Origin of the sequence: Nocardia sp. NPDC050378 (assembly GCF_040655675.1) — a bacterium.
GTDB lineage: Bacteria > Actinomycetota > Actinomycetes > Mycobacteriales > Mycobacteriaceae > Nocardia > Nocardia coubleae.
This window is the reverse complement of sequence record NZ_JBFAKI010000021.1, coordinates 84,242-99,861: the sequence shown is the minus strand read 5'-3', so window position 1 is coordinate 99,861 and position 15,620 is coordinate 84,242. Positions and strand designations below refer to the sequence as shown.

Genomic DNA, 15,620 nt, shown 5'->3' with positions numbered 1-15,620 from the left:
GGTGCCGTTGCGTAGGCGACGAAGGAGCAAGCAACGGTGCCTGATCGTCGGGACGGCCGCCAACCGCCGCTTCGCGGCGTCCCCTCCTCGAGGTCGGGGAGGGGTGGGTGCGTTGAATGCAGAACACCCGATGTGGCTTGTGCCGCATCGGGTGTTTCTGTGTTTCGGGCCGTTTGTCAGCGGCGGAAGAGTTTGACCAGGACCAGGCCCGCTACGAGGGCACCCGCGCCGATCAGCGTGTATTTGACCTTGGGCTCGTTGAACTTGGCGACCACGATCGCCTTCGTGTCGTCGGCGATCCGCTGCGGATCGGCGCGCACCGCCAGTTCGTCGAGCGTGGTCGCCAACCGGGCGCGCGCGATCTCGATCTCGCGTTCGATCCGGTCGGTGTCGTCCTTGGCCACCGTCACCTCCAGGTATGTGTCTGTGCTCGCCCGAGTCTATCCATGCCGTCAGCGGACCCGGTCGGTTACCGTGCGGTGGTGACCGACAACCATCGCCTCTCCCCCGGAGACACCGCACCCGATTTCACGCTGCCCGACGCCGACGGCAAGGACGTGTCACTGTCGGACTACCGTGGCCGCAAGGTGATCGTCTACTTCTACCCGGCCGCCTCGACCCCGGGCTGCACCAAGCAGGCCTGCGATTTCCGCGACAATCTCGCCGAACTGAACGAGGCCGGGATCGCCGTCCTCGGTATCTCCCCGGACAAGCCGGCCAAACTGGCCAAGTTCCGCGACGCCGAGGGCCTCACCTTCCCGCTGCTGTCCGACCCCGAGCGCACCGTGCTGCAGCAGTGGGGCGCGTTCGGCGAGAAGAAGATGTACGGCAAGACCGTCACCGGCGTGATCCGCTCGACCTTCCTCGTCGACGAGCAGGGTGCGATCGAGGTGGCTCAGTACAACGTGCGCGCCACCGGCCACGTGGCGAAACTGCGCCGCGACCTGTCGGTGTAGCTACTCGGCGAAGGTGCGGATGAATACCTCGAAACCGTCGAGCATCCGCGCCAGCCCGAATTCGAAATCCGCTCTGGCCCAGTCGAAATGGACGTCGCTCTCGCCGTCGAACGCCGCACCCGACATGGCCGCCGTGACCGCCGGGAACCGCTGTGGGTCGAGCACGCGCGCCATCACCGACGCGAAATCGGCACCTTCGACGGTCTGCAGATCACGCAGCATGCGGCATTTGCCGATGACGTAGACCGACACGTTCATCACCAGCTCGAGCTTCGTCGGCTCCGGCACGCCGGTCCCGGCGAGCGCGCCGAGCGCCACCTCGAGCCAGGCCATATTGTTCGGGCCCATCGGCGGCCGGGCCAGCGGGATGTCGATCCACCACGGATGCCTGCCGATCCGGTCGAACTCGGCGAAAGCCCATTGTTCGAGACCTGCGCGCCAGGAGGTTCCGGCGGGGATGTCCGGTGGCGCGCCGACCACGCGATCCATCAGCAGGTCGAGCAGGGTGTCCTTGCTGTCGACGTAGCGGTACAGCGACATGGCGGTGAAGCCGAGCTGCTTGGCCACCCTGCTCATCGACAGCGCGGCGACGCCTTCCGCGTCGGCGACCTCGATCGCGGCATCGACGATCTGGTCGATGGTGAGCGCCCGTTTCGGTCCGCGACCGGCCGGCTGGGCCAGTCCCCACATCAGTTCCACCGCTCTGGGTAACGCCGCTTCGCCGGTCGTCATCGACTCGTCCGCCTCCTTCGCTCCGCCACGACTGTAACCGGCGGCCCCCTTGTGCCGGTCAACTGTTTAGCCTATAAACAATATAGGCCATAAACAGTGGCATCGATCGGAGAAACCATGGCACCCGAACCACCCGCACTCTCGGTGCGGCAGCTGCACAAGTCATTCGGCACCCACGTCGTCCTCGACGACCTCGACCTCGAAGTCCGCGCGGGCACCGTCTTCGCCCTGCTCGGCCCCAACGGCGCGGGCAAGACCACCCTGGTTCGCATCCTCGCCACCCTCACCCGGCCGGATCGCGGCGAACTGCGCGTCCTCGGCCACGACCCGGTCACCGAGGCCGACGACGTGCGCTCGCTGATCGGCGTCACCGGCCAGTTCGCGGCCGTCGACGGAGTGCTCACCGGCCACGAGAACCTGCGCCTCACCGGCAAGCTGCTGCACCTGGACAAGCCTGAAATCGCCCGCCGCAGTGCCGCATTGCTCGACCGGTTCGATCTCGTCGACGCCGCGGCCAAACCGGTCGACACCTACTCGGGCGGCATGCGACGCCGACTCGATCTGGCCATGAGCCTGATGGGCCGCCCCCGGCTGGTCTTCCTCGACGAGCCGACCACCGGCCTGGACCCACGCAGCCGCCGTGATCTGTGGACCGCCATCCGCGAACTCGCCGCCGAGGGCACCACCGTCTTCCTCACCACGCAATACTTGGAGGAGGCCGACCAGCTCGCCGACCGCATCGCCGTCCTCGACGGCGGGCGCATCGTCGCCGACGGCACCCCGGAGGAACTCAAGCGGCTGGTCCCCGGCGGGCACCTCCGGTTCCGATTCGCCGATCACACCCTGCTCACCGCGGCGGCGAAGGCGGTGCCGAGCGCACACGTCGACGCCGAACAACTGAGCATGCAGGTGTCCTCGACAGGTAGCGCCGTGGAGATCAAACTGCTGCTCGACCGGTTCGCCGAACTCGGCATCGCCATCGAGCAGCTCACCGTGCACACTCCCGACCTCGACGATGTGTTCTTCGCGTTGACCGGCCGGACGGCGGTGGCGGCATGAGCGCCCTGACCACCGTGCAGGATTCGGTCACCATGCTCGACCGCAATATCCGTCACACCCTGCGCAGCCCGGACACCATGATCATGACCATCGCCCTGCCGGTGATGATCCTGCTGATGTTCGTCTACGTCTTCGGCGGCGCGATGCGCGTCGACGGCGCCTACATCGACTACGTGGTGCCCGGAATCATCCTGCTGTGCGCGGGTTTCGGCGCCTCGACCACGGCGGTGGCGCTGTCGACGGATCTGGCCGAGGGCATTGTCGACCGGTTCCGGGCGATGGCGATCGCCCGCTCGGCGGTCCTCACCGGACATGTCGTGGAGAGCGTGTTGCGCAATCTGGTCACCTCGGCCGTCGTGATCGGCGTGGCCGTGGTGCTGGGCTTTCGGCCGACGACCGATCCGGTGCGCTGGCTCGGCGTGGCGGGCGTGCTCGCGATGTTCGTGTTCGCGTTGTCGTGGTTGTCGGCGGCTCTGGGAATGGTGGCGCGCAATCCGGAGGCGGCCAACGGGTTCACGTTCTTCTTCATGTTCCTGCCGTATGTGAGCAGCGCGTTCGTGCCGACCTCGACCATGCCGACCTGGCTGCACACTTTCGCCGAGAATCAGCCGGTGACGCCGGTGATCGAGACGATGCGCGGGCTGCTGATGGGCACGCCCATCGGTGACAGCGCCCTGCTCGCGGTGCTGTGGTGCGGCGGCATCGCGGTGGTCGGGTATCTGGCCGCGCGGTGGATGTTCCAGCGCCGCACCAATTCCTGAGCGGAAACGACACGGGCCGCGCGATCGTCTCGCGCGGCCCGTGTGCGGCTCAGTCGGCCGACTGTGACATCCCGCCCGGCGGTGTCATCGCCTGAGCGGGTTGCATGCTGAGCGGGATGCCGGTGCCCGGCACGGTCTGCACGGCGACCGGGATCTCCGGGACGACCGGCTGTACCGGTTCCAGCGGGAGCGGCTCGTCCTCGGCCCCGTCGCCGTAGAGCTGGGTCGGGTAGTCCAGCGGGAACACCGCGGGATTCACCAGTTGCGGGTTCGGTGACACCTTCTCGTAGGGCCAGATGTCGGTGGGCGGTGTCGGGTCGACCGCGAGGCCGCTACCCGAGCCGATCCCACCGGCGGAACCGGAATCGGCGGCGTCCTGTGCGTGCGGCGCCGGGGCCGGATGTGCCGGTGCCCGGCCGGGTTCGGAGGACACGGCGGTGTTGTCGACCGCGGGCGTGCCGCCGTCCATCAGCGCGTAGGAACCACCGACCACGAGTCCACCCGCCAGCACACTGGCCGCCGCGGCGGCCACCGCGGTGCCGCGACGGGATCGCGCGGGCCCGGTGAGCGGCACCACCTTCGTGTCACCGAGCGCGACGAGTGCGGCACCGGCGGCGGGCGCGTAACCGGCCAGCCGACACGGCAGCACCGGCACCCCGAAGCCCGCGGCGGCCTCGCGCACGGCGGGCGCGTCGGCCGACGAGCCGATGAGCACCACCGCGCCCGGGCGCACCGATGCCGCGTCCAGCTGGTCGCCTGCCGCCGCCACCCCGGCACGCAGCGCCTCGGGTGTGGACGGACCGGTCTGCGAGCACGCGGCGAGCACGCGGTGCCTGCCCGGATCGAGCAGGGTCATCGCCTGGTAGCCCGGCACCGCCTCGTAGACGAGCAGGGTGTCGAATTCGTCGAGCCAGGTCATCACGCCGCCGACGAACAGGTGCGCCGACTTGGCCGACACCAGCGACGCCGTACTCCACGACGTGGTCGCCAGATGGGTGACGATGGCGCGGCGATCGGCGGCATCGCGGTATCCGACTGCCGCACCGGCGATCTCGTGGTCGTCACCGAGTTCGGAGGCGAGGGCGTCGAGCGCGACGCGTACCGCCTCGGCCATCTCCGGTCTGCTGTCACCGGCGGTGCGGACGGTGCGCCGCAGCACCATCCGATCGGTGAGGGTGCTGCCCGTCTCGGCGAGCGCGACCGCGTGCACGGCTCCACGCTCGGTGCTCACGCCGAGGGTTACCACTGATACTGCTGCCACCAGTCTTGCCTTCCCCTGTAGCGAAACGATGCCCCTTGTGCGACGCGGTGCGGTACCAACCGCGAATCAGCGTGCGGATGCACGCACGCTCATCTGATGATTCGTCACCGGTCACGGGGCGGATGGGTGGGAATCACACCGGTTCCTGACACGCTTCGGGTATGCGGATGTCGTATAGGTCCCTCTAGCGCTAGCCTGGATGGGTGGAAGTACATGCGCAGGCCCGGTCCAAGCAGCACCGCCCGGACCCCGCGCTGGAATTGCAGGACGATCCACAGGAATTGATGCCGCGCAAGCGACCCACCCAGGAGCGCAGCAAACGCAAGTTCGACGCATTGCTGCAGGCCTCGCGAGAACTGCTGGTCGAGGTGGGTTTCGAATCGTTCACCTGTGAAGAGGTCGCCCAGCGCGCCGAGGTGCCGATCGGCACGCTCTATCAGTTCTTCGCCAACAAGTACGTGATCGTCTGTGAGCTGAATCGGCAAGACCTCGTCGCGGTTTCGCGTGAGCTCGCCGATTTCCACGGCGAGGTGCCGTCGCTGGACTGGTTGCGGCACATGAACCAGTTCGTGGATCACCTGGCGAATCTGTGGACCACCGATCCGTCGCGGCGCGAGGTGTGGCTGGCGATGCAGTCCACCCCGTCCACCCGGGCGACGGGCGCGTTGCACGAGAAGGAGTTCGCCGAGGTCGTGTCGCAGATGCTGCGACCGCTCACCCCGCGCACTCCCCGCGCCCGGCGCACGATGATGGCCGAGGTGCTGGTGCACGTCGTCTATTCGATGCTCAACTTCTCGGTGCAGGACGAGCAGTCCAACGCCGACGCCGTCGCCGAACTCAAGCGGCTGATGGTGGCGTATCTGCTCGTCGCCGAGAAGGAGTCCAGGCACGTGAAAGGACCCGGGTCGGAGGAGTGACCTCGACCCGGGTCCGGAACGGCTGCGGCGCTAGGAGTTTCCTACCCGTCCTTCGATGAGGTCGGCTAGTTCACCTGGATCTTCGAGCACCACCATGGCCGCGGCGGTGTCGCCGTCGTGGGTCAGCGACAGGTGCACGCGCACGCGCGGCAGGAACTCTGCGGCCAGGCCGTGCAGTTTGATGCTCGGCCTGCCCCACGCGTCGTTGACCACCTCGATCAGCGGATACGGGTTGTCCCCGATCTGCGGGCTGCGCGCGAAGCGCGACGATGCCCAGGCTTTGAGCACCGCTTCCTTCGCGGCCCAGCGGGCGGCGAAGCTGCGGGCCGGGTCGGTCTGCTTGCTCTGGCAGTAGCGGCGTTCACCGGCGGTGAACGTCTCCCTGAGCATGGCCGACCCGGGCCGCTGCAGCTGTTCGGCGAACTCGGAAATGGTGACCAGGTCCAAGCCGATACCGAGAATCGTCACGAAGCGGCAGCCTACGACGCTTCGCTGGTCTGCGGAGCGGAACCGAGCAGCCCGGTCTCGCAACCGATTCCGTTGGCCCGGTACAGCCCCTGGTCGAGGCGGGCCGTCGGCGAGAGCAGCATGTCGGCCTCGAGCTGCCGGACCTGCTCGGCCGGGGTGCCGTCGGCGCCGAGGCGACGATCGGCCGGCTTCTCGTACAGTGCCGCGCCGCCGCACATGGCCTCGGCGAAACGCTGCCTGCCCGCCAGCTGACGCGCCTGCGCCCGCTCCTGGTACTCCGCGCGCGCACCCGGTTCGATCGCGGCGAGGAACGCCTGCGGATGCACCACCGCGAGCAGGCCCGACACGTGCCCGAAGCCGAGCGAGGTCACCAGACCCGCCTTGAGCGCGAACTTCTCGCCGAAGCGCAGCGGTTCGCGGGCCCACACCAGGTGCGGGTAGGCCTGCATCTTCTCGTCGACACAGTCCAGGCTCCGGTTCGGCGGCACCACACCGTTTTCCAGCACCTGGCACAGGCCGATGAGCTGGAAGGCCGCCGCGCCGCCCTTGGCGTGACCGGTGAGGCTCTTCTGCGACACCACGAACAGCGGTGCGCCCTCACTGCGGCCCAGTGCGCCCGCGAGCCGCTCGTGCAGCTCCGACTCGTTGGGATCGTTGGCGGCGGTGGAGGTGTCGTGCTTGGAGATCACCGCGATGTCGTCCGGGGTGACACCGAGCTTGCGCAACTCGGCGGCCAGCCGCGAACCACTGCCGCCACGCCCCGCACCCAGCGCACCGAGACCCGGTGCCGGGATGGACGTGTGCACACCATCGGCGAAGGACTGCGCGAAGGCGAGTACACCCAGCACCGGCAGACCCATCTCCACGGCCACGTCACCGCGGGCCAGCAGCACGGTGCCGCCACCCTGCGATTCCACGAAGCCGCCGCGCCTGCGGTCGTTGGCGCGGGAGAAGTAGCGGTCGCTGATGCCCTTGGCGCGCATGGCCGCCGAGTCGGCGGTGGCCGACATGTCACCGAAGCCGACGATGCCCTCGATGCCGAGATCGTCATAACCACCGGCGACCACGACCTCGGCCTTGCCGAGCCGGATCTTGTCGACGCCTTCCTCCACCGAGACCGCCGCCGTGGCGCACGCCGCGACCGGGTGCACCATGGCGCCGTAGCTGCCGACGTAGGACTGCACCACGTGCGCGAGTGCGACGTTGGGCAGTGCCTCCTGCAGGATGTCGTTCGGGCGCGGTTCGCCGAGCAGGTTGTCGACGTAGAGCGAACGCATCGAGGACATGCCGCCCATGCCGGTGCCCTGGGTGTTGGCCACCAGGCTCGGGTGCACCCAGCTCATCAGCTCGTCGGGGCTGAAGCCCGCTGAGACGAACGCGTCGACGGTGCAGACGATGTTCCACAGCGCCACCCGGTCGATCGAGGCCGCCATGTCGGCGGAGATGCCCCAGATGGTCGGGTCCCAGCCGGTGGGGATCTGACCGCCGACCACACGCGACAGCTTCGCCTTGCGCGGCACCCGGATCTCGGTGCCCGCTTTGCGGGTGACGGTCCAGTCGCCGGAATCGGCGACCGGCGTGATCACCGTGTGCTCGGGATCGGCGGTGTGGAACGCGCGGGCCTCGGCCTCGCTCGCCACCGTGAACGACAGGTCCTGATCGAGGAACACCGAGGTGAGCAGCGGCGCGGCATTGTCGAGCATGGCGCCGTCGTCTTCGTAGCGGCGCACACCGCAGCGTTCGACGACGGTGTCGTGGTAGCGCTCGGCCACCTCTTCCTCGGGCACGAAGTCCCCGGATTCGGTGTCGTACCAGCCCGGCTTCGGCTCGTTCTCCCAGCGGATCAGACCGGTGGTCCAAGCCAACTCGAGCACGCCGGCGGCCGAGAGCTCGTCCTCGACCTCCATCTCGAAACGGGTGCGCGCGGAGCCGTACGGGCCGAGCTCGCCCGCGCCGACGATGACGACCATCTCGCTGAGATCAGCGGTCACCTCGCCCCATTCGGGCACCGGCAGCGCCGAGCTCATGGTGGGCGGTGCGGGCAACGCGGCGATGGTCGCGGCGGTGGCCGCTTCCTCCTCGGCCGCGGCCGCGGCTTCCTGTGCCTGCTTGGCCAGCGCGGGCAGGTCGAGCTTGGCGCGGGCCAGGCCACCGGTCAGGTCGATCTGCTGCGGGCCGGTGACCGTCACCTGACGGGCACGCGAGCTGCACCACTTCAGCAGTTCGTCGGCCATCTCGATCGTCGACCAGGTGTGCACGCCCGCCGCCTCGACGGCCTCGACCATCGGGTCGTTGTGGCCCATCAGCCCGGTGCCGCGCACCCAGCCGATCAGCGCGTGCACCAGGGTGACCCGTGCGGCCCAGGACTTCTCGGCCCGCCACTTGGTGACCACCGCGTCGAGCGCGGCCTTGGACTCGCCGTAGGCGCCGTCGCCACCGAAGAGGCCACGGTTGGGCGAACCCGGAAGCACCACATGCAGTTTCGCGTCGACGTCGTGGTCGGCGCCGAGGGCGGACAGACCACCGATCAGCCGCTCCACCGACCACAGCAGTACGCGCATCTCCATTTCGGCGCGCGCACCGGCGTCGGCGAGATCGCCCGCGACACGCGGCGCCGCGAACGGCAGCAGCAGCGTCGGGGTCATGGCGTCCTTGACCTTGATCTTGGCGCCACCGGCGTTGTCCACCTGCTCGGACCCGACCCACTCGATGAGCGCGTCCAGGTCCTGGTAGGAGGCCATGTTCGCGGGCACCACCCACAGCGCCGCGCCGTGGCGGGCGTTGTCGCGGTACAGCGAACGGTAGAACCGCAGCCGTTCGTCGTTCAGGCTCGAGGTGGTCACCACCACGGTGGCACCGCCGCCGAGCAGTTTGCCGGTGACGGCGGCGGCGATGGAACCCTTGCTGGCACCGGTGATCACGGCGACGTCGTCGGACCACAGCCCCGGTTCGCTGGTGTCGAGGGCGGCCTGCGCGATCTGCGCGTACACCCCGGCCAGCACCGAGCGGGCCTCGTGCATGGCCCGCTGACGCCACCAGTTCGCCTGTGCGGCAACCGCTTCCCCGGCACCGTAGTAGCCGTTGATCGACAGCTGGGCGGTCTCGGCGTCGTTGCCGAGCCACATCCTGGCGAGGTCCTCGCGGGCGGTGGCCCAGCGGTCGTCGATGAGGACGGCCTTGCGGGCGTCGAACGCGGGAGCCACCAGACGCGGCCAGTCCGAACCCAGTTCGGCCGACACGAGGTCGACGAGGGTGTCGGGGGTGGCTTCGGGCGCGCTCACCTGCTCGCTGAGGCCGAGCTGCTCGAGCACCACCCGGGCCGCCGTGGCGAGCACGCCGTCACGACCGGTGATCTGCTCGGTGAACTCACCCAGCGCGGCCGCGTCGACGGTGCCGCCGGACGCGCCACCGGCCGAGGGCAGCGAGACCGCGACCCCGCGCCGGGCGGCGACGGCCTGCACGGCCGCGTCGATGGCGGCATCGACGGAGGCGGCGTCGGTGAGGGCGCCACCGACGAGTCCGCCGAGGTCCCCGCCGCGCACGCTGGCACCTTCGCGGGTGCCGAGGGAGACCTCGGCGGTGACGTGGCTGGCCCAGCCGTCACCCAGTTCCCAGACCTTCTTGACCCGGTCGGTGATGGCGGCGGGCCGCTTGCCCGACGGTCCGAAGACCTTGCGCAGGTGGTCGCCGATGGCGTCGGTGAGCACGGTGCCGAAGGGCTTGTAGGTGCGGGCCAGGCGTTCGACGGTGGCCGCGAGCGCGCCCATGTCGGCGTCGGCGGCACCGTCGATGGCACCGAGCGAGAGCTCCGCGCCGAGGTCGACCAGCAACTGGTTGCGTCGCGAGGACACACCGTCGCAGAGGCCCTCGATGGTGTCGACCGGACCGATCTGGTCAAGCCGCAGCTTGGTCCACAGCGCGATGAGCACGCGGGTGGCGTCGGCGGCGGTGAAGGCGATGTCGTCGGGGCGCGGCCCACCGGTCGCCACCGGTGCGGCGGCCACGGGAGCGGCTGCGGCGGCCGGGGTTTCGGCGGCCGGGGTCTCCTCGATGTCGTCCTCGACCGGCGCGGGATCGGTGTCGGTGGAGTAGACGACCGCGGCGTCGCGCTCGACATTGACCACCTCGACCGTCGCCCCACCGAACGCGGGCAGCTTCAGCGTCTGGCTCGCCAGGTTCGCCACGGTCGGGGTGGCACCCAGACCGATCTCGACGAAACGCTCCACGCCGAGACCACCGTGGGCGGTGTCGGTGAACAGCAGGTCCTGGGTCTCGATCCAGCGGACCGGGCTGGCGAACTGCCAGGCCAGCAGCTCGATCAGCACCACGCGGCACAGTTCGGCGTCGCGCTCGGCCCAGCTGTCGAAGTCGGCGAGCACCGCCTGCAGCGGCTCCGACGGCACGAGTTCGGCGATCTCGGCGAGGAATTCCCGCTCCAGCGAGAACGGCCGCGGCACCAGGTTCGGGATGTAGCGCCCGACGAGCACCTCCGGGTGCACCTCGGTGGGCAGCAGCTGTTCGAGCTTGTGCCGGAACTCCGGCACGCCGTCGCGCAGTACCGAGGAGTGGAACGGCACGTCGATACCGGGAACCAGGATGAACGCTCGCTTGCCACCGAACTCGGCGCGGCGACGGTCGATCTCGGTCTCCAGGGCCTCGAGCCCGGCCACGGTGCCCGCGATGGCGTACTGCGAGCCGCGCAGGTTCAGGTTCACGACCTCGAGGAACTCACCGGTCGCTTCGCCGATGCCGTTGACGAAGTCGATGACCTCGTCGTCGGGCAGGCCGATCTGCGACGGGCGGATGGCGGCCATCCGGTAGTCGCTGCGGCCCTGGGCGTCACGCGGGACCAGCTCGTGCATGGCCGAACCACGCTGGAACACCACCTCGAGCACGGCTTCCAGCGGCAGCACACCGGCGACGGCGGCCAGCGCGTTGTACTCACCGACCGAGTGCCCGGCCAGCATGGCGCCTTCGACGAAGGCACCGGCCTCGCGCAACTCGGCGACCTGGGCGACACCGAGGGTGGCCATGGCGACCTGGGTGAACTGGGTCAGGTGCAACACGCCGTCGGGGTGACGGTGTTCGACACCGCGCGCCTTGAGGTAGGTGGGGTTGTCGCGCACCACCGCCAGGATCGAGAAACCGAGTGCTTCGCGGGTGTGCGCGTCGGCACGCTCCCACACCCGCTTGGCCGCCTTCGAGCGGGTCAGTGCGTCCAGGCCCATCCCCTTGCGCTGGATGCCCTGCCCGGGGAAGGCGTACACGGTCTTCGGGGCGGCGGTGCGCCCGGTCGCGGTCATGACCAGGTCACCCTCGACGCGGCAGGAGACCTCGACGATCTCGGCGCCGGCGTCCACCGCGATCCGCTCCACCCGCACGTCCACGGTCGCGCCGGGGCGCACCATGCCGAGGAACCGGGTGGTCCATGCCGTGAGAGTGCGTGCGGGAACGGAGCTTTCGGGATCCACCGCAACCACGGCGTGCTGGGCGGCGGCCGAGAGCCACATGCCGTGCACGATCGGGCTGCCCAGGCCGGCCAGCTTGGCGGCGGCCTCACTGGTGTGGATCGGGTTGTGGTCGCCCGAGACGGCGGCGAAGGCGTGCATGGCGCGCGGCGCGGCCATGCTCACATCGCGACGGCGGCGACGCGGGGTGTCGGTGGCCGCGCCGGACACGGACCCGGCGGCCCGTGGCGGGTCGGTGAGCTCACCGGCGCCGTTGCGGCCACGGATGGCGAACCGTTCGACCAACCGGGCCAGCGGGGTGGCGTCGAGGCCCTGATCGAGGATGACGCCGATACTCACGGCCACCTCGACCACGCGGCCCATATCGGTGTCGACCACTTCGCCACCGTCGGCGCGAACGACGAGAATCGCTGTCTCCGAGGGAAGTTCGGCGAGCAGTTCGATCTGGTGATCCAGGTGGACCAGGTCGAGCATGCCCTCGATCACCGAACCGCCCGCGGGCGTGCGCGCCGCACCGAGCACCGCGAAGACGGCGGGCCAGCAGGCGCCGACGAGCACGTCGGGCGCGGTGCGGCCGAGGGTGCTGAGTGTCTCGGGCAGACCCGATCCGGTGACGCCCGCGTGGTCGGCGATCAGATCCGGCTGCCAGGCCAGGTTCAGATGCGCCACACCGGATTTCACCTCGGGCAGCGAAGCACCGGCGGCCACGCCGAGCAGTGCGGACATGGCGGCTTCGGCATCGGCTTCGGTGATGACCGGCGCCCCACCGGAGTACACGCTCGTCGGGACGGTGATCCGGATCCGCACCGCGTCCTTGCCGAGCAACGGAACGACCAGCTCGACGTAGCTGAATTCGGCTTCCGGACCGGTCGTTTCGGTCAGGGTGGCACCGGTACCGGTGTGCACCGCGCTGCCCTGCTCGACCACCCACTCCGACACCGCGCCGAGGCGATGCACCGGGTTGACGGTGGTGCGCCCGGCCCACTGCACATCGGGGGCCGCCAGCACCGTGTCGATCGGACCCGCGACCACACCGGCCACCCGGCGCGCGTCCACCGGCGCCGGGGTGACACCCGAACGGACCAGGCTGAACGCGGCGTCCTGTTCGAAGCGGTCGAGCAATTCGCCCACCGGCTCGTCGACCCGGGTGATGCCCGCGACGGCGACGGTGCCGGGGATCGCGCACACCTGATCGGCCGAGTAACGCGGATCATGAGCCTGCCACAGCGAATCCGAGCGCCACCAGCGGCGCACATCGGCGTCGATGACGGGCACGAAGTTCACCGGCTTGCCCGGCGTCTTGCACAGCGACACGAAGAACGGCACGTCGGCCGGGTGCAGCACGGTCTCGGCGACCGCCGGGTACTGCTTCTTCAGCGCGCACAGCGCCTGCACGGGGTGCTCGAAGTCGGTGTCGTCGGCGAAGAGGGTTTCGATCTCGCCACGGTCGGCCGGGTGCAGCCGGGCCTCGGTGCGGCGCATCATCTCCGCGAACCGGTCGCGCCAGCTGATGTCGAGCCATTCCGAGCGAGTGGCGTCGCGGATCGCGTCGCCGATATCGCTGCCGCAGTCGAAGGAGATCGGGACGTCGCTGGAAACGGCGAGGGAGACATAGCGTTCCAGCCACTGCTGGTACGTCATGGTCGCCACGTCACCGAAGTACGGCTTGGCGGTGGCATCGAGCGCGGCGATGATCTCGTCGCGGCGCGCGGCCACGGCGTCGGCGTCACCGGCGACCTCGTCGAGCAGGCGGCCGGTGCGCGAGGCGGCGTTGTCGATCTCGTGGATGTCGGCGCCGAGCTGGCTGCGGCCCGAGGCCATGCCGCCGCTCGCGGTGCCCGCGCCCACCCAGTCGGGGGTGCCGGGGGTGTCGACGAGCAGCTGCTTCACCTCGGGTGCGGTGGTCGCCTCGAGGGTGGCCATCGCCGCAGTGCCGACGAGCACACCGTCGAGCGGCATCACCGGGTAGCCGTGGTTGGTGGCCCAGGTGCCCGTGAGGTAGTCGGTGGCGCGCTCGGGGGTGCCGATGCCGCCGCCGACGCAGACGACCACGTTGGCGCGGGCGCGCAGCTCGGCGTAGGTGGCCAGCAGCAGGTCGTCCAGGTCTTCCCAGGAGTGGTGGCCACCCGCTTTGCCACCTTCGATGTGCATGATCACCGGGTAGTCCGGCACCTCGTCGGCGATCCGCAGCACGGCCCGGATCTGGGCGACGGTGCCCGGTTTGAAGGCGACGTGGCTGATACCGACCTCGGTGAGCTCGGTGATCAGCGCGACGGCTTCGTCGAGTTCGGGGATACCCGCGGTGACGATCACGCCGTCCAGCGGTGCACCGGCCGCGCGTGCCTTCTGCACGAGCCGCTTGCCGCCGAGCTGCAGCTTCCACAGGTACGGGTCGAGGAACAGCGAGTTGAACTGCACCGCGCGGCCCGGCTGCAGCAGCTGGCGCAGCTCGGTCATCCGGTCGGCGAAGATCTGTTCGGTCACCTGTCCGCCACCGGCCAGCTCCGCCCAGTGCCCCGCATTGGCCGCCGCCGCAACGATTTTCGCGTCGACCGTGGTCGGCGTCATGCCGGCGAGCAGGATCGGCGAACGGCCGGTGAGGCGGGTGAACGCGGTCTCCACGACGATGCGGCCGTTGGGCAGGCGCACCGGCTTGGGCGCGAACGCCGACCACGGCACCGACGGTTCGGGCGCCGCACCCGGGGTGAGCAGGCTGCGCTGACCCGCGCGCGTGGCCGCCGCGACGACACCGACACCGGTGCCCTTGAGGGAACCGCTGGTCAGGCGCGAGAGCAGGTCGCCGGGGCCGAGGTCGAGGATCCACTGGGTGCCCGCCTCGACGGCGGAGTCGACGATGGCGACCCAGTCGATCGGGTCGACCAGGATCTGCTGGGCGAGGGAGGCGGCCAGGTCTACGTCGAGCTCACACTGACGGGCCCAGCCCGCGACCACGTCGACCGTCTCGGCCAGTGCCGGATGATGGAAGGCGACGTCGACGGTCACGTCCTCGAAGACAGGCGAGAACACCGCGCCACCACGGATTTTCGCCTCGCGCTCACGGTTCTGCTCCTCGTGCAGCTGCGCGCAGCGCGCCCGCACCCGGTCGAGCTGCGCGGGCGCGCCCGACAGCACGACCCGCCTGCGCCCGTTGCGGATCGACACCACCGCGGCCTGCGCCGGTTCGACCCCTTCGCTCACCTCGGCGACGATCGCGCGCAACTGCTCCGGATCGACATTCGACACCGCGACCATCGGCGAGCGCTCCCCCACCGGCATCAGCCCGCGCCTGCGCGCGATCAGACCGGCGGCCGCACCGACGAGCTGGGCAATCGCCAGCAGCTCCGCGTCGCGCGTGCCACCGGCCCGCACGGCCTCGGCGGCGAACAGTCCCTGGGAGTGCCCGATGACGGCGACCGGCGCGTGTTCGGCCGGGTCGAGACCCTGCAGCCGCAGTGCGCGAATCGCCGCGAGCTGGGTGAGCAGCACGCCGGGCATCGAAACGGCCGCCGAACGCAGTACCGCGTCGGCAGGCGCCGAGGACGGCTCTTCCGGCTCGTCGAGTTCGCTCTCGAGCACCCAACCCATGGGGTCGAACCCGCCGGGACGCACCATCAGCAACTGTGTGGCAACCGGATCGACCAGCGCCGCGGCCTCGCCGACCAGCGCCGTCAGCTCCGATTCCAGCGCGCTGTCACGCCCGATCTCCTCGAGCTCACGCAACCACTGCGCGCCCTGCCCGCCGAAGGCCAACGCGTACCCCGCGCCACCGCGCAACTGCTCGAGCAGCGACACGCGGACACCCGTTGCCCGGCCACGACCTTCGGCTTTCGCGGTCGACTCCGTGCCCATCTCGGTGCTCTCGTTGATCGTCAAGTCGCTCGACTTCCTTCTCCTGGCGCTCCGCCCACCGACGGCACGCACACGTATCCGGCAGCCCCTCGGGCCTGTTAGAAGCCACGATCGCACAAAATCATGAGGAAAGCCTCACGTTTGCCGCC

At 69.8% G+C, this 15,620-nt stretch carries 9 protein-coding genes; 4 read left to right on the top strand and 5 right to left on the bottom strand.

Annotated features, from left to right (window positions below):
* Nucleotides 1-176: 176 nt before the first annotated feature.
* Nucleotides 177-404: a DUF3618 domain-containing protein gene (locus AB0I35_RS29465; RefSeq protein WP_067984714.1), complete on the bottom strand. Its 228-nt coding sequence runs from the start codon at nt 402-404 to the stop codon at nt 177-179.
* A 78-nt stretch (nt 405-482) separates the two neighbouring features.
* On the opposite strand from AB0I35_RS29465, the gene bcp reads away from it, so the two are divergent.
* On the top strand, nt 483-956 hold the full coding sequence (gene bcp / locus AB0I35_RS29460; RefSeq protein WP_067486928.1) for a thioredoxin-dependent thiol peroxidase: 474 nt from the start codon (nt 483-485) through the stop codon (nt 954-956).
* Here bcp and AB0I35_RS29455 read toward each other — a convergent pair whose 3' ends face one another.
* Entirely contained in the window at nt 957-1,688 is a 732-nt protein-coding gene (locus tag AB0I35_RS29455) for a TetR/AcrR family transcriptional regulator (protein ID WP_357399586.1), read from the bottom strand. It lies immediately after the preceding gene.
* Between the two features lie 117 nt (nt 1,689-1,805).
* Here AB0I35_RS29455 and AB0I35_RS29450 point away from each other — a divergent pair, with 117 nt between their 5' ends.
* Together AB0I35_RS29450 and AB0I35_RS29445 are read left to right on the top strand one after the other, a co-directional pair.
* Nucleotides 1,806-2,747, top strand: a complete 942-nt coding sequence (locus AB0I35_RS29450) for an ATP-binding cassette domain-containing protein (RefSeq protein ID WP_357399585.1) — start codon at nt 1,806-1,808, stop codon at nt 2,745-2,747.
* Nucleotides 2,744-3,508, top strand: a complete 765-nt coding sequence (locus tag AB0I35_RS29445) for an ABC transporter permease (protein ID WP_357399584.1) — start codon at nt 2,744-2,746, stop codon at nt 3,506-3,508. The genes AB0I35_RS29450 and AB0I35_RS29445 overlap by 4 nt, the downstream gene beginning before the upstream one ends.
* Nucleotides 3,509-3,557: 49 nt before the next feature.
* Here the strand turns inward: AB0I35_RS29445 and AB0I35_RS29440 are convergent, their stop codons facing one another.
* The gene (locus AB0I35_RS29440) at nt 3,558-4,769 is read right to left on the bottom strand and encodes a hypothetical protein (protein ID WP_357399583.1); all 1,212 of its coding nucleotides are present in this window, start codon (nt 4,767-4,769) and stop codon (nt 3,558-3,560) included.
* A 284-nt stretch (nt 4,770-5,053) separates the two neighbouring features.
* Between AB0I35_RS29440 and AB0I35_RS29435 the strand changes: the two genes are divergently transcribed.
* Complete coding sequence (locus AB0I35_RS29435) at nt 5,054-5,686, top strand: TetR/AcrR family transcriptional regulator (RefSeq protein WP_084458581.1); 633 nt, start codon at nt 5,054-5,056, stop codon at nt 5,684-5,686.
* Between the two features lie 30 nt (nt 5,687-5,716).
* Here the strand turns inward: AB0I35_RS29435 and AB0I35_RS29430 are convergent, their stop codons facing one another.
* Nucleotides 5,717-6,154 carry a holo-ACP synthase gene (locus AB0I35_RS29430; RefSeq protein ID WP_067486057.1) on the bottom strand — a complete coding sequence of 146 codons (438 nt, stop codon included), beginning with the start codon at nt 6,152-6,154 and terminating at the stop codon, nt 5,717-5,719.
* An 11-nt stretch (nt 6,155-6,165) separates the two neighbouring features.
* A complete protein-coding gene (locus tag AB0I35_RS29425) occupies nt 6,166-15,471 on the bottom strand; it encodes a fatty acid synthase subunit beta domain-containing protein (protein WP_357399589.1) in 9,306 nt (3,101 codons plus the stop codon).
* Nucleotides 15,472-15,620 lie beyond the last annotated feature (149 nt).